13 protein-coding genes are annotated in these 13,981 nt (G+C 70.9%); 10 read left to right on the top strand and 3 right to left on the bottom strand.

Features of this window, described 5'->3' with window-relative positions:
- Window positions 1-11 precede the first annotated feature (11 nt).
- From NYP07_RS06115 to dcd, 3 genes are read left to right on the top strand one after another with little or no spacing between them, the layout of a single operon-like run.
- Entirely contained in the window at window positions 12-2,048 is a 2,037-nt protein-coding gene (locus NYP07_RS06115; protein ID WP_268148487.1) for an amidohydrolase family protein, read from the top strand.
- Complete coding sequence (locus NYP07_RS06110; protein WP_268148485.1) at window positions 2,045-3,604, top strand: ABC transporter substrate-binding protein; 1,560 nt, start codon at window positions 2,045-2,047, stop codon at window positions 3,602-3,604. The genes NYP07_RS06115 and NYP07_RS06110 overlap by 4 nt, the downstream gene beginning before the upstream one ends.
- Window positions 3,605-3,618: 14 nt before the next feature.
- A complete protein-coding gene (gene dcd / locus NYP07_RS06105) occupies window positions 3,619-4,185 on the top strand; it encodes a dCTP deaminase (protein ID WP_268148483.1) in 567 nt (188 codons plus the stop codon).
- A 16-nt stretch (window positions 4,186-4,201) separates the two neighbouring features.
- On the opposite strand, the gene NYP07_RS06100 is transcribed toward dcd, so the two are convergent.
- Window positions 4,202-4,684, bottom strand: coding sequence for an SRPBCC family protein (locus tag NYP07_RS06100; RefSeq protein ID WP_268148481.1), 483 nt, complete (start codon window positions 4,682-4,684; stop codon window positions 4,202-4,204).
- 86 nt (window positions 4,685-4,770) lie between these two features.
- Here NYP07_RS06100 and NYP07_RS06095 point away from each other — a divergent pair, with 86 nt between their 5' ends.
- The 4 genes from NYP07_RS06095 (at window position 4,771) to NYP07_RS06080 (ending at window position 9,182) form a co-directional block, all read left to right on the top strand.
- A complete protein-coding gene (locus NYP07_RS06095; protein ID WP_268148479.1) occupies window positions 4,771-5,178 on the top strand; it encodes a cupin domain-containing protein in 408 nt (135 codons plus the stop codon).
- A gap of 8 nt (window positions 5,179-5,186) precedes the next feature.
- Window positions 5,187-5,894, top strand: coding sequence for a sigma-70 family RNA polymerase sigma factor (locus tag NYP07_RS06090; RefSeq protein WP_268148477.1), 708 nt, complete (start codon window positions 5,187-5,189; stop codon window positions 5,892-5,894).
- A 10-nt stretch (window positions 5,895-5,904) separates the two neighbouring features.
- On the top strand, window positions 5,905-6,702 hold the full coding sequence (locus NYP07_RS06085) for a cupin domain-containing protein (protein ID WP_268148475.1): 798 nt from the start codon (window positions 5,905-5,907) through the stop codon (window positions 6,700-6,702).
- A 305-nt stretch (window positions 6,703-7,007) separates the two neighbouring features.
- Window positions 7,008-9,182 carry a S46 family peptidase gene (locus NYP07_RS06080; RefSeq protein ID WP_268148473.1) on the top strand — a complete coding sequence of 725 codons (2,175 nt, stop codon included), beginning with the start codon at window positions 7,008-7,010 and terminating at the stop codon, window positions 9,180-9,182.
- A 67-nt stretch (window positions 9,183-9,249) separates the two neighbouring features.
- Here NYP07_RS06080 and NYP07_RS06075 read toward each other — a convergent pair whose 3' ends face one another.
- A complete protein-coding gene (locus NYP07_RS06075; protein WP_268148471.1) occupies window positions 9,250-9,810 on the bottom strand; it encodes a YceI family protein in 561 nt (186 codons plus the stop codon).
- 95 nt (window positions 9,811-9,905) lie between these two features.
- Between NYP07_RS06075 and NYP07_RS06070 the strand changes: the two genes are divergently transcribed.
- From NYP07_RS06070 to NYP07_RS06060, 3 genes are all read left to right on the top strand, one after another.
- Window positions 9,906-11,225: a hypothetical protein gene (locus NYP07_RS06070; RefSeq protein WP_268148470.1), complete on the top strand. Its 1,320-nt coding sequence runs from the start codon at window positions 9,906-9,908 to the stop codon at window positions 11,223-11,225.
- 178 nt (window positions 11,226-11,403) lie between these two features.
- Window positions 11,404-12,048, top strand: coding sequence for a DUF1326 domain-containing protein (locus tag NYP07_RS06065; protein ID WP_268148468.1), 645 nt, complete (start codon window positions 11,404-11,406; stop codon window positions 12,046-12,048).
- On the top strand, window positions 12,045-12,824 hold the full coding sequence (locus tag NYP07_RS06060; RefSeq protein WP_268148554.1) for a DUF2182 domain-containing protein: 780 nt from the start codon (window positions 12,045-12,047) through the stop codon (window positions 12,822-12,824). The genes NYP07_RS06065 and NYP07_RS06060 overlap by 4 nt, the downstream gene beginning before the upstream one ends.
- Here the strand turns inward: NYP07_RS06060 and NYP07_RS06055 are convergent.
- Window positions 12,821-13,978: an alpha-hydroxy acid oxidase gene (locus NYP07_RS06055; protein WP_268148466.1), complete on the bottom strand. Its 1,158-nt coding sequence runs from the start codon at window positions 13,976-13,978 to the stop codon at window positions 12,821-12,823. The genes NYP07_RS06060 and NYP07_RS06055 overlap by 4 nt on opposite strands.
- Window positions 13,979-13,981 lie beyond the last annotated feature (3 nt).

Genomic DNA, 13,981 nt, shown 5'->3' with positions numbered 1-13,981 from the left:
GCGAGACTCCGATGAAGCTGCTGCCCACCCTGCTCGCCGCGCTGCTGATGGCCGCTGCGGTCCAGACCCAGGCCCAGGCCCAGACCTACACCGTGCTGTGCAGCAAGGTGGCCTGCGGCCGGCTCCTGGTCGCCGAGTCGGCCGGGCGGGTGGAGGTGGACTACAGCTACCGCAACAACGGCCGCGGCCCCGACCAGAAGGAGGTCATGGCCTTCGCGCCCGACGGCGCGTGGATGAGCTATCGCACCGAGGGCGTGTCCAGCTATGGCGCGCGCATCGCCGAGAGCTTCGAGCGCCAGGCCGACGGCAAGGTGGCGTGGCGCTCACCCGTGGACAGCGGCGAGCGGCCCGGCGCCGCCCGCGATGCGGTCTATCTGCCGGTGCAGGCCAGCCCGGCCTGGACCGCGCGGCTGGCGCAGAGCCTGCTCGCGGCCAGGGCGCCGCGCATCGAGGCGCTGCCGGTGGGGCGGCCGGCCATCGAGCGCCTGCAGCAGCTCGCGCTGCCCGGCCAGGCCTACGAGATCGGCCTCTACGTCATCACCGGCCTGGACCTGGAGCCCACCTACCTCTGGCTGCGCGAGGACAACCATGCGCTGTTCGCCGAGGTCTACCCGGGCTGGGGCGGTACGCTTCAGCAGGGCTTCGAGGGCGAGCTGGAGCGGCTGACCGACGCGCAGAAGCAGGCCCAGCTCGCGCGCCTGCAGCGCCTGGCCAGGGAGCTGCCGCAGCCGCTGCCGGGGCTGACCGTCATCGAGGGCGTGCGCTGGTTCGACGCGCAGGCCGCCGTGCTGCGCGGCCCGTCGGACGTCTATCTGTACGAAGGGCGCATCGCGGCCATCGCCAGGCCGGGCCGCTTCGCCAATGCCGCACCGGCCCAGCGCATCGCTGGCCGCGGCCGCACGCTGCTGCCCGGCCTCGTGGACATGCACGCCCACCTGACCGCCGGCGAGCTGCTGCTCGACCTGGCCGCCGGCGTGACGGCGGTGCGCGACGTGGGCAACAGCAATGCCGAGCTCGCCGAGCTGCGCGGGCGCGTCGAGCGCGGCGACGTGCTCGGCCCGCGCATCGCGGCCAATGGCTTCATCGAAGGCAAGAGCCCGTTCTCGTCGCAGGCCGACTTCGTCCCCGACAAGCTGCCCGACGCCCTCGCCGCCATCGACTGGTATGCCGCCCACGGCTACCGCCAGCTCAAGCTCTACAACTCCATCCGGCCCGAGTGGGTCAAGCCCATGGTGGCCCATGCGCGGAGCTTAAGCCTGCGCACCGGCGGCCATGTGCCGGCCTTCATGACGGCGCGCCAGGCGGTGGAGGCGGGCTTCGACGAAGTCCACCACATCAACCAGATCACGCTGAACTTCCTCGTCGGCAAGACCGACGACACGCGCACGCTGCTGCGCTTCAACCTCGTCGGCGACAAGGCGGCCGACCTCAGGCTCAACGACGCCCGCACCCGCGACTTCATCGCGCTGCTGAAGAAGCACGGCACCGTCGTCGACCCGACGATGACGGCCTTCGAGTCCCAGTACACCCAGCGCCAGGGCCAGCCCAACCCGAGCTATGCGATGGTGGCGGCCAACCTGCCGGCCGTCGTGCAGCGCGGCCTGCTGTCCGCCGAGGTCGACATGGACGACGCCAAGGCCAGGCGCTGGCGCGCGAGCTGGAAGGTCATGATGGACCTGCTGCGCCGCATGAATGCTGCCGGCATCCCGCTGGTGGCGGGCACCGACGCGACGCCGGGCTTCGCGCTGCAGCGCGAGCTGGAGCTGTATGTGCAGGCCGGCATCCCGGCTGGCCAGGCGCTGAAGATCGCGACCTGGAACGGCGCGAAGTACAGCGACCGGCTGGGCGACATCGGCAGCATCGCGGTGGCTAAGCGCGCCGACCTGCTGCTGGTGGACGGCGACCCGGTGGCCGACATCCGCGCCATCCGCCGCGTGGCCCTGGTGTTCCGAGGGCTCAACGGCCAGACCCAGGCGCTGTCGCCCGCTGCCCTGTACCAATCGATGGGCATCCTGCCCTTCGTGCCCGCTGCGGAGATCGCCAAGTGAGGCGCGTGGCTGCGCTGCTGCTTGCGCTGCCGCTGCTGGCGGGCGCCGACACGACGCTGCGCTTCTGCACCGCCGGCAGCCCCAAGACCTTCGACCCGGCGATGACCGACAGCTATGTCGATCACGTCGCCCACGCGCCCGTCTTCGGCACGCTGATCGAACTCAGGCGCGGCACGGACCAGCTCATCCCGGGTCTGGCCACCGGCTGGAGCGTCAGCGCCGACGGCCTGGCCTACACCCTCGACTTGCGCCGTGGCGTGGCCTGGCAGACGGTCGAGGGCTTCAAGCCCACGCGCGAGTTCAATGCCGACGACGTGCTCTTCACCTTCGGCCGCCTGCTCAGCCGGGACAGCGAGTTCGCCAAGGCCTTCCCGAACGTGTCGCCCTATGTGCTGTCCTTCGGCTGGGAGGAGCTGATCCGCAAGGTCGAGAAGCTGGGCGACCACCAGGTGCGCTTCACGCTGGCCGAACGCGACGCCTCCTTCCTGTCGGCGCTGAGCTTCACGTTCACGATGATCCAGTCCGCCGAACTGGGTGCCCAGTTGCTCAAGGCCGGCACGCCGCAGCGCATCGCGCAGATGCCGGTCGGCACCGGTCCCTTCCAGCTCAAGAGCTTCCGCGCGGACAGCGTCATCCGCTACGTCAGGAACCCGACGTGGTGGCGCGGCGACGAGCGCCCGCGCGCCGACCAGCTCGTCTTCGCCGTCACGACCGACGCCAGCGTGCGCGCCCAGCGCCTCAGACGCGACGAGTGCGACGTCGCCGCGCCGGTCGGCCCTGCCGAGCTGGACGAGTTGAAGAAAGACCCCGCCATCAAGCTCGCGACGGCGCCCGGCATGAACATCGGCTACCTGGCCTACAACACCCGGCGTCCGGCCCTGGCCAAGGTCGAGGTGCGCCAGGCGCTGGACATGGCCATCGACAAGGCCGCCATCCTGCGCGCCGTCTACGGCGATGCGGGCACGCTGGCCCGCAGCATCGTGCCGGCCGCCAACTGGGCGCACGACGACACCCTCCAGCCCAAGCCCTACGACCCGGCCCGCGCCAGGGCCCTGCTGCAGAAGGCCGGCGTGCTGCCGCTGAGCCTCACGCTGTGGGCCATGCCCGTGGTGCGCAACTACAACCCCAACGGCCAGCGCATGGCGCAGATGATCCAGGCCGACTGGGCCAAGGTCGGCGTCACGGCGCGCATCGTCAGCTACGAATGGGGCGAGTACCTGCGCCGCATCGATGCCGGCGAGCACGACGCGGCGCTCAGCGGCTGGAACAGCGACCCCGAACCCGCCAACACCTTCGGCCAGCTCGGCTGCAAGGCCAACAGCGGCACCTCCTGGTGCAACGCCGCCTACGACGAGCTGCTGGCCCAGGCCCGGCAGGCGTCCACGCGGGCCGAACGCAAGGCGATCTACGCCAAGGCCCAGCGCATCGCGATGCAGGAACTGCCCTGGACCCCCATCGCCCACGGCCGGCTCGCGGTGCCCGAACGCGCCACGGTCAAGGGCTTCGTGCTCGACCTGGATGGCGGCATGAATTTCGACGGGGTTCTCCCCCGCTAAACAAGGAAGACGAGATGAGCATCAAGAGCGACAAATGGATCCGCCGCATGGCGGAGCAGCACGGCATGATCGAGCCCTTCGAGCCCGGCCAGGTGCGCGAGCACGACGGCCGCAAGATCGTCAGCTATGGCACCAGCAGCTATGGCTACGACATCCGCTGCGCGCCCGAGTTCAAGGTCTTCACCAACATCCACAGCACCGTGGTGGACCCGAAGAACTTCGACGAGAACAGCTTCGTCGACATCAACAAGGACGTCTGCATCATCCCGCCCAACAGCTTCGCGCTGGCCCGCACGGTCGAATACTTCCGCATCCCGCGCAATGTGCTGACCGTCTGCCTGGGCAAGAGCACCTATGCGCGCTGCGGCATCATCGTCAACGTGACGCCCTTCGAGCCCGAGTGGGAAGGCTATGTGACGCTGGAGTTCAGCAACACCACGCCGCTGCCCGCCAAGATCTACGCGGGCGAGGGCTGTGCCCAGGTGCTGTTCTTCGAGAGCGACGAGGTCTGCGAGACCAGCTACAAGGACCGCGGCGGCAAGTACCAGGGGCAGGTGGGGGTGACGCTGCCGAAGACCTGAGTCTCCGGGGCCGCGTTCAACGGGCCCCTGCGAGGTGGCGGATCAGCCCCAGCCGCCCCGCCCGCATCACCCGCCTGTGGTTCCACCGGAACAGCGGCGCCAGCAGCGGCGCCGTCCAGCGCAGCGGGCCCGGCGGCAGCATGACGCGCCAGACGAAGGTCAGGTCGGTGTGCCCGCCGGCCTCGGGCAGGGCCTGGTGCAGCAGCCAGATGCCTTCGCCGGCCAGCGTGCCGGCCGCGTGGGCGCGCAGGCGCTGCTCGCGCAGCACCTCGGTGACCTCCAGTTCCAGCAGCAGGCGATAGCCCAGGCCGGTGCGGAAGTGGATCTGCTGCACGCGGCCGACGCCGAGTTCGTCACCGTTTTTCAGCCGCTTCACGGCGACGACGCCGGGCCACCAGCGCGGCCAGTGCTCGGTCTCGGTGATGGCCCGCCAGACGCGCCCGACCGGTGCGTCCAGGCGCCAGTGGCTGACGAGGTCGAAATGGGAGGTCTGAGGCATGCGTCGAGGGGATACGCCGGGCTGTTCAGGGTAGATGCCAGGAAGTACGCTGCATCCAAAACCCAAGCCACAGCGTAGCCCCTCCCATGACCTCGACCGCCGCCACCCCCGCCCAGGCCCGCGCCATCCGCAGGCGCCTGCTGGAGCGAGTGGCCGACACCGACGACAGCCACCTGACCGTGCCCGCGGGCGCGGCCGGCTGGCAGCCTTTCGGCGACGGCGTGCAGATCAAGATCCTGCACGAGAGCGAGGGTATTCTGAGCTATCTGCTCCGGTTCGCGCCCGGCGCCCGCCTCGACGCCCACCGCCACCCGGTGGACGAGGAGTGCCTCGTGCTCGAAGGCGTGCTCAAGGTCGGCAGCCGCATCGAGGTCGGCGCGGGCGGCTACCACCTCGCCCGGGCCGGCAGCCTGCACGCCGGCATCAGCACCGAGGCGGGCGCGACGATCTTTCTGCGCGGCGCCGAGCCGCAGGTGGACCAACTTCTGGTTTGAGGTTTGCCATGACCCTCCCACACCCGACCGAGTCCGCGGACGAACCGCCCGCGCACGCGCTGCTGTTCGACGAAAAGGCCGAGCTGCATGAGGCGGAGGCCGAGGAAGCCTGCGCCGCGGCCGCCAAGCCCGGCTGCCCGCCGCTGGACGACGCGCAGCTGCAGGCCTGGATCGCCGCCATCGTCGACCACGACGAGCGCGCGCTGCTGGCGCTCTACGAGGCGACGCTGTCGCGCGTCTACGGCCTGGTGCTGCGCCTGGTGCGCCGGCCCCAGTTGGCCGAGGAGGTGGCCGAGGACCTCTACTTCCAGGTCTGGCGCCAGGCGCCGCGCTTCGACCCCGGGCGCGGCCGGCCGCTGACCTGGCTGCTGGGCATGGCGCGCTCGCGCGCCATCGACGCGATCCGCCGCGAGGCCCGCTTCCAGCATGAGGAGCTGGACGAGCAGGCTGCGGCGCTGGCCACGCCGACGGCCGAGTCGGGCGACGAGTTGCTGGCCGTGGCCCAGGGCCATGCCGAGCTGCACCGCGCGTTGCTGCTGCTCAAGCCGCAGCCGCGCCAGCTTGTGGCGCTGGCTTTTTTCAACGGCCTGTCGCACGAGGAGATCGCGAGCCAGACCCGCCTGCCGCTGGGCACGGTCAAATCGCAGATCCGCCGCGCGCTGGCCACGCTGCGCGAGGCGCTCGGCGACACTGGCGCCCATGCGCTGCCGGCCTGAGGGCGACGCCATGACCACGACGATGCCCACCCCTCCCGAATCCAACGACGACGACCTGAGCCCGCTGCTCAGCGAGCCCTTCGCGAGCGCCTGGGCCGCACCGGCCGAGCCGGGCCGCATGGGCGGGCGCCTGAACGACCGCCTGCAGCGCTCGCTCGAGGCCGAGCGCGGCATGGTGACCGTGCGCCGCCGCAATGCCGCCCCAGCCGAGGCGGGCTTGCGTTGGCTCTACCGCGCGCCGGCCGGCCGCCCGCTGCGCCCCGGCGAGCCGCGCAGCGTCTGCCTGATCGAGCTGCAGGCCGGCCAGTTCCTGCAGTTCGAGAAGACGGACGGCCCGAGGGAGTTCCTCGTGCTGCGAGGCCGCGTCGAAATCGACACCGAGGCCCTGACGGCGCGCGACTTCCTGCTGCTGCCCGCCGGCAATGCGGCTCGGCTGATCAGCCTCGAAGGCGCGCAGCTGTTCATGCGCGAGGCCGATGCCACGGTCGCGGCCCGGCGCACGCTGGTGCGCGACGCCGAGGCCGGCTGGCCCGAGTTCGCGCCCGGCATCCGCCGCCGCGTGCTGTGGGCCGGCGCCGGCCAGGCCGCACTGCTCTACCGCGCCGAGCCCGGCGCCGGCGTGCCCGGCCATGGCCACGGCCATGACGAGGAATGCCTGATGCTGCAGGGCGAGCTCTTCCTGGACGACCTGCTGCTGCAGCAGGGCGACTACCAGCTCGCCCCCGCGGGGACGGGCCACCGCATCACCGAGACCGACACCGGCGTCATCATCTACGCCCACGGCGACCTGGACCTGCAGTTCACTTGAGGCCGGTCAGCCGGAGCCAGGCCGATGCTCCGGCGGCATCGGATCTGCTGCGCTTCGGCCAGTTGATGAACGACGCCAGGCCGGGCATCGACCCCACGCGCACGCTCCGTGGCCGCCCGGCGGACGGCCCGGCAGCGAGCAGAGCTGGCGCTGGGCCTGTTCGAGGCCTGCCGCGTCGGCGGCGAGCGGATCGGCCTGGTGCCTGATCTCAGGACTTTCCCCGAGCCGAAACCTGCCTTTCCTCACCCCGGCGCCGCGGCCCGGCGCGATTACCCTCGCGGATTCGTTTTTCACCGATCCGCTCCATGATCCGTCACACCCTCACGCTGCTGGCCACGGCCACGCTGGCCGTCACCGCCGCCCATGCCGACGAAGGCATGTGGATGCCCAAGCAGCTGCCGCAGATCTCCAAGGCGCTGAAGGCCGAGGGCCTCGCGCTCGACTCCGCCGCACTGAAGGACCTGACCGCCTTCCCGATGGGCGCCGTCGTCTCGCTGGGCGGCTGCACGGCCAGCTTCGTGTCGCCCCAGGGCCTGGTCGTCACCAACCACCACTGCGCCTACGGCAGCCTGCAGTTCAATTCCACGCCGCAGCGCGACCTGCTGAAGAACGGCTTCTACGCCGCCACGCTGGCCGACGAACTGCCCGCGGCGCCCGGCAGCCGCGTCTTCGTCACGGTCGACATGCGGGACGTCAGCGCCGAGATCCTGAACGCCAGGACCCGCGCGCTGGCCGGCAAGGCCCGCACCGACGCCATCGAGGCGACCGAGAAGCAGCTCGTCGCCGCCTGCGAGGCCGACCCGGGCCACCGCTGCAATGTCTACGCCTTCTTCGGCGGCCTGCAGTACCAGCTCATCAAGCAGCTCGAGATCCGCGACGTGCGCCTGGTGCATGCGCCCGCGGCCGGCGTGGGCGTGTTCGGCGGCGACGCCGACAACTGGATGTGGCCGCGCCACACCGGCGACTACAGCTTCTACCGCGCCTATGTCGGTGCGGACGGCAAGCCCGCCGACTACAGCAAGGACAACAAGCCCTATGTGCCCAAGTACCACCTGAAGCTGGCCTCCAGCCCGCTGGACGCCGGCGACTTCGTCATGGTCACCGGCTATCCGGGCCGCACCAACCGCCACCGGCTGCCGCGCGAGGTGGCCTTCACCTTCGGCTGGGAACAGCCGGCCGTCGTGAAGGCCATGGGCGAGTCCATCGACATCATCAAGGCCGAGACGGCCGGCCGCCGCGACGGCGAGATCAAGATGGCCGCGCGCATGCAGGGCCTGCAGAACTACTACAAGAACCGCCAGGGCCAGCAGGCCAGCTACGACAACAGCGATTTCCTGCTGCGCAAGACTGCGGCCTTCGACCAGCTCAAGGCCTGGGTCGACGCCTCGCCAGAGCGCAAGGCGCGCTACGGCGCCGACGTTGCCGCGACCGACGCGCTGCTGACCGAGCGCGAGGCCATCTCGCGCAAGGAATACCTGCTGGGCTTCATGATGCCCGCGATGCTGAAGGCCGCCAGCCAGCTCTACGAAACCGCCCAGCAGCAGGCCAGGCCCGACGCCGAGCGCAAGAGCGGCTACCAGGAGCGCGACCTGCCGCGCCTGCGCGCCGCCCAGCAGCAGCTCGACCGCCGCTACGACGAGCCCAGCGACAAGCGCCTGGCCGCCCACTTCCTGGCCCAGTACCTCGCCCAGCCGGCCGACACGCTGAACCCCGCCTGGCTGAGCGCCCTCGGCCTGAAGGCCGGCCAGGACGAAGCCGGCGTCCGCGCCCAGCTCGACAGGCTCTATGACGGCAGTAAGCTCGCCGACAACGCGGCGCGTCTGGCCTGGATGGGCAAGGACGCCGCCGCCTTCCAGGCCAGCGACGACAGCTTCGTCAAGGCCGCCGTCGCCCTCTACGACGACGACCAGCGGCGCGAGAACCGCGACAAGGAGCTGGCCGGCAAGCTGCAGAAGGCCTATGCCGGCACGCAGCAGGCGCTGATCGACTTCCACGCCAGCCGCGGCGAGGCCGTCTACCCCGACGCCAACAGCACGTTGCGCATCAGCTTCGGCAAGGTGCAGGGCCGCGACGCCGGCCGCGACGGCGAGACCTGGACCCCGTTCACGACGCTGCGCGGCATCGTCGCCAAGCACAAGGGCCCGGACGAAGCCGGCGGCGAGTTCGACGCGCCGGCCAACGAGTTGGCCGCGATCAAGGCCAGGCAGTACGGCGACTACTACATGAAGAGCCTGGACTCGGTGCCGGTGAACTTCCTGGCCACGCTGGACACGACCGGCGGCAACTCCGGCTCGCCGGTGCTGAACAAGAAGGGCGAGCTCGTCGGCCTGCTGTTCGACGGCACGCTGGACGCCGTCATCTCCGACTGGGACTTCAACCCCAAGGCCGTGCGCAGCATCTGCCTGGATGCGCGCTACATGCTGTGGCAGATGAGCGTGGTCGACAAGGCCACGCGCGTGCTGCAGGAGATGGGCGTCTAAGCCCGGACCCGGCCCGCGTCTGGCAATCCGGCACGGCAGCGTTTCGCTGCCGTGTTTCTTTTGGGGGCTACTCCTTGGCGACGGCCTCCACCTGGATGCGCAGGCCCACGTCCATCTTGAACCCCCAGTCCTTGCCCGCCGCGAGGCCGAAGTCCTCGCGGTTGAAGCTGCCGGACGCGTCGGCGCCGCACCAGTCGCGCTTGAGCATGGGGTGCGTGGTGCACCTGAGCTGGTGGATGGCCAGCGTCACGGGCCTGGTGCGGCCGTTCAGCGTCAGCTCGCCGACCAGCTGGCCCGGCACGCCGTCGAAGCGGCCCTTGAAGTTGGCGGTGGGGGCGTTCTTCTCGAGGTTGAAGAAGTCCTTGCCCCTGGCCCATTCGTTCATCGCGGCCAGGCCGAAGTCGATGCTGGCCAGGTCCATCTGCACGTCCACGCTGCCGCTGCCTTCGGCCTTGTCGTAGACGATGCTGCCGCTGTTCTTCGTCAGCTTGCCGCGCCAGTAGGACAGGCCCATGTGGTCGGCCTCGAAGCTCGGGTAGGTGTGCGTCGGGTCGATCTGGTAGCTCACCGGCGCGGCCTGCGCGAGGCTGGCGGCGAGCAGGGCGGCGATCAGGGGCAGGCGTTTCATCGGGATCCTTGTGGGCGGGGGGAGAGGGCGGCGATGCCTGACACTACGACGAACCAGGCGCGGCGATTTCGACAGGCGCCCATCATCTCCTCGCCATGATCCTTAGACGCCCGCTGCTCGTCCTGCTGACCCTTGCCCTCGCCGCCTGCGCGCCATTGCGCCCGCCTTCCGCCGAGAAGCGCTACAGCGCCGCCGAGCTGCTCGCGCTGAAGCCCGCGGACCTGTCCTGGCCCGCCGCGTCCACCGACGGCGAACGCGCGCTGCGCGAGAGGGCGCTCGCCGGCATCCGCACGCGCCTAGCGCTGCCGCCCGGCCCCGAGCGCGACGCGGCGCTGCCGGCCCTGTTCGACGCCGTGGCCCAGTACAACGCGGAGATCGACGCGGCGCGCCCGCTGCTGCTGGAGGCGCTGCCCACGCTCGGCAGCCGCGACCCCGACATGCAGCGCGCGCTGCTGACCGCCGCCCACACCCTCTACCCGGCCGAGTCCGCGCCGCTGCTGTGGCCGCTGCTGCCCCAGCTGACGGCGAGCAAGCCCTTTGGCATCGCGGCCTACACGCTGCTGCGGGCCGATCCCGGCGCGGCGCCGCGGCTGGCGGCCCTGCTGCCCCAGCAATTCCCCGCCTGGGCCGACGACCCGCGCCTGACCGCGCTGATGCAGCGCCTGCAGCCCATTGCCGCCCCCCAGCCGCCGCTCGCCGAGCTGCTGGCCGCACCGCTGCGGCCGGGCTATCCGGTCATCGTCAGCCTGCAGCGCCCGGGCCGCCAGCAGATGGGCCTGGCCCTGGTGCGCGCGGCCGACGGCCGCTTCGTGCGCGACGCGGCGGGCCGGCTGTTCGCGTCGCCTCAGCTCGCGCTCGCGCGCAGCGGCCTGCCCGGCACCCTCACCAACGGCAACACGCCGCAGGGCCTGTTCACCATCGTCGGCGCCGGCACGGCCACCAACCCCAACATCGGCCCCACGCCCTATCTGCACAGCAAGCTGCCCATCGAGGCCACGCCGGCCGAGTTCGAGCATGTCGACGCCACCGGCGCGGCCGACTGGAGCGAGGCGCTGTACGAGAGCTATCTGCCCGAGAGCTGGCGCGGCTGGGCGCCGTTCAAGGAAGCCTGGCTGGCCGGCCGCGCCGGGCGCGACGAGCTGCTCGTGCACGGCACGACGATCAACCCGGCCTACTACGCCGGCAGCGCCTACTTCCCCGGCACGCCGCAGCAGGGCTGCATGATCTCCAACGAAGACTGGGACCCGGCCAGCGGCCGCCTGCTGGCGAGCCGCCAGCTCGCGCTCGCCCAGGCCTATGCGGCGGCCGGCGCGCGCGCCGACCTGGCCGGCTATCTGATCGTCGTCGAGCTGCCCGGCGACGGGCCGGTCACGCCGGCCGAGGCCCAGGCCCTGGTGCTCGCGGCCGGCCGCTGAACGCTTGCCGCCAAGAGCTTGCTGCATCTGCTGCCTCCCAGCCTCGACAGCGCCGACGAGCGGCTGCACTTCGAGCGCCATGCCGACCAGGCGCGCCTGCTGTCCCCCGATCCGGGGATGTCGGCTTGACAGGGGCCGCAGTACATCTCAACGCCCGAGTCAACTGTGGAGACCCGCCATGACCTCATGGGAAATCCAGGGCAGCGAGCTGATCAACTGCAACTGTTCCTACGGCTGCCCCTGCCAGTTCAATGCGCTGCCCACCCAGGGGCATTGCGAGGCCATGGGGGCCATCGCCATCGACAGCGGCCATTTCGGCGACGTGCGGCTGGACGGGCTGAAGATCGCGGTCGTCTTCCAGTGGCCGGGCGCCATCCACCTCGGCAAGGGGCGCTGCCAGCCCATCGTCGACGTCAACGCCAGCCCCGAGCAGCGCGAGGCCCTGCTGAAGATCATGTCGGGCCAGGAGACCGAGCCCTTCGCGACGATGTTCGCCGTCTTCGCGACGACGCTGGAGCAGGTCTTCGAGCCCATCGTGACGACGATAGCCTACGAGGTCGACGTCGACGCGCGGCGCGGCCGGGTGAGCGCCGCGGGCGTGTTCGAGCTCGAGGGCCGGCCCATCCGCAATCCGGTCAGCGGGCAGGAGCATCGCGCCCGCATCGACCTGCCGCACGGCTTCGAGTACGAGCTGGCCGAGGTCGGCTCCGCCAGCAGCCGCTCGCAGGGCGCCATCGCGCTGGAGCTGAAGGACAGCTATGCGCAGTTCGCGCGCCTGCATCTGAACAACCGCGGGGTGGTGCGGCACCGCGCCGCGGCCTGATCTTGGTCGAGGCCCTGCTGCGGCGCGAGCGGCGGGTGGTGGCCGCCGCGCTGCTGGTGCTGGTGGTGCTGGCCTGGGCCTATGTCGTGCAGGGCGCCGGCATGGGCATGAGCGCCTGGCAGATGACGAGCCTGAGCCTGTTCCCGCACCGCCAGGCCGAGGTGCCGGGCGAGATGCCGGTGGCCTGGCCCATCCTCATCGCGATGTGGTGGGTCATGATGATCGGCATGATGACGCCGAGCGCGGCGCCGCTGGTGCTGCTCTATGTCCGCGTGCTGCGGGCGCATTCGCCGGGCGCCGGCGTCGGCCGGGCCGCGGCCCTGCTGCTGGCCGGCTATCTGGCGGCCTGGCTCGGCTTCTCTCTTGCGGCGGCGGGCCTGCAGCAGGCGCTGCAGTCGCTCGGCTGGCTGTCCGGCATGATGCTGTGGTCGCGCAGCGCCTGGCTGTCGGCGGCCGTGCTGGGCCTGGCCGGCCTCTACCAGCTGACCGCCGCCAAGCGCGCCTGCCTGACGCGCTGCCGCAGCCCCGTGGGCTTCCTGACCCGCCATGGGCGCGGCGCCAGCTTCATGTTGGGCTTGCGCCATGGTGCCTACTGCGTCGGTTGCTGCGGCCTGCTGATGGCGCTGCTGTTCGTCGGCGGCGTCATGAACCTGGTCTGGATCGCCGTGCTGACCGCCGTCGTGCTGGTCGAGAAGCTGCTGCCGGCCGGCACCGCCTTCGGCCGCGCGCTCGGCGGCCTGCTGCTGCTGTGGGCCGTGGCGACGCTGTTTGTCTAGGCGACGACCGGGTAGGTCCCCGGCACGAGGATGTCGCGCGTCACGTCCGTCAGCCGCCTGTGGCCGCAGAAGGCCATGGTCACGTCCAGTTCCTTGTGCAGGATCTGCAGCGCCTGGGTCACGCCGGCCTCGCCCATCGCGCCCAGGCCATAGGCCATCGCGCGGCCGATCATCGTGCCGCGGGCGCCCAGGGCCCAGGCCTTCAGCACGTCCTGGCCGGAGCGGATGCCGCCGTCCATCCAGACCTCGATCTGGCTGCCCACCTCGGCCACGATGGCCGGCAGTGCGTGGATGCTGCTGGGCGCGCCATCCAGCTGCCGGCCGCCGTGGTTGCTGACGACGAGGGCGTCGGCGCCGGCCTGCACGGCGAGCCTGGCGTCTTCGGCTTCCATGATGCCCTTCAGGATGAGCTTGCCGCCCCACTGCTCCTTGACCCAGGCGATGTCGGCCCAGGACAGGCGCGGGTCGAACTGCTCGTTGGTCCAGGCCGAGAGGGAGCGCATGTCGCTGACGCCCTTCACATGGCCGACGAGGTTGCGGAAGCTGTGGCGCCGCGTGCCGGCCATGCCGAGGCACCAGCGCGGCTTGGTCATCAGGTTGACGATGTTGGCCAGCGTCGGCCGCGGCGGTGCGGTGAGGCCGTTCTTCAGGTCCTTGTGGCGCTGGCCGATGACCTGCAGGTCCAGCGTCAGCACCAGGGCCGAGCATTGGGCGGCCTTGCAGCGGTCGATCATGCGCGCCATCGCGTCGCGGTCGCGCATCATGTAGAGCTGGAACCAGAACGGCGCCGAGGTGTGCTCGGCGATGTCCTCGATGGAGCAGATGCTCATCGTGCTCAGCGTGAACGGGATGCCGAACTTCTCGGCCGCGCGCGCGGCATGGATCTCGCCGTCGGCATGCTGCATGCCGGTCAGGCCCACGGGGGCGATGGCGACCGGCATCTTGGCGTCCTGGCCCACCATCTTCACCGCGGTGCTGCGGCCTTCCATGTTGACGGCCACGCGCTGGCGCAGCTTGATGGCCTGGAAGTCGCTCTCGTTGGCGCGGTAGGTCGTCTCCGTCCATGAGCCGGAGTCGGCGTAGTCGTAGAACATGCGCGGCACGCGCTTCTCGGCAAGCTGGCGCAGGTCTTCGATGCAGGTGATGACGGGCATGGC

Origin of the sequence: Pelomonas aquatica, assembly GCF_026712205.1 — a bacterium.
GTDB classification, from domain to species: Bacteria; Pseudomonadota; Gammaproteobacteria; order Burkholderiales; family Burkholderiaceae_C; genus Pelomonas; species Pelomonas aquatica.
The sequence above is the reverse complement of the archived record's forward strand: the minus strand, read 5'-3'. Positions and strand labels throughout refer to the sequence as shown.

Bases quoted from the DNA above. Each gene is read 5' to 3' on its own strand.
- NYP07_RS06115 (WP_268148487.1), top strand. From the start codon at position 12: ATGAAGCTGCTGCCCACCCTGCTCGCCGCGCTGCTGATGGCCGCTGCG.
- dcd (WP_268148483.1), top strand. From the start codon at position 3,619: ATGAGCATCAAGAGCGACAAATGGATCCGCCGCATGGCGGAGCAGCAC.
- NYP07_RS06100 (WP_268148481.1), bottom strand. From the start codon at position 4,684: ATGCCTCAGACCTCCCATTTCGACCTCGTCAGCCACTGGCGCCTGGAC.
- NYP07_RS06095 (WP_268148479.1), top strand. From the start codon at position 4,771: ATGACCTCGACCGCCGCCACCCCCGCCCAGGCCCGCGCCATCCGCAGG.
- NYP07_RS06090 (WP_268148477.1), top strand. From the start codon at position 5,187: ATGACCCTCCCACACCCGACCGAGTCCGCGGACGAACCGCCCGCGCAC.
- NYP07_RS06085 (WP_268148475.1), top strand. From the start codon at position 5,905: ATGACCACGACGATGCCCACCCCTCCCGAATCCAACGACGACGACCTG.
- NYP07_RS06080 (WP_268148473.1), top strand. From the start codon at position 7,008: ATGATCCGTCACACCCTCACGCTGCTGGCCACGGCCACGCTGGCCGTC.
- NYP07_RS06075 (WP_268148471.1), bottom strand. From the start codon at position 9,810: ATGAAACGCCTGCCCCTGATCGCCGCCCTGCTCGCCGCCAGCCTCGCG.
- NYP07_RS06070 (WP_268148470.1), top strand. From the start codon at position 9,906: ATGATCCTTAGACGCCCGCTGCTCGTCCTGCTGACCCTTGCCCTCGCC.
- NYP07_RS06065 (WP_268148468.1), top strand. From the start codon at position 11,404: ATGACCTCATGGGAAATCCAGGGCAGCGAGCTGATCAACTGCAACTGT.
- NYP07_RS06055 (WP_268148466.1), bottom strand. From the start codon at position 13,978: ATGCCCGTCATCACCTGCATCGAAGACCTGCGCCAGCTTGCCGAGAAG.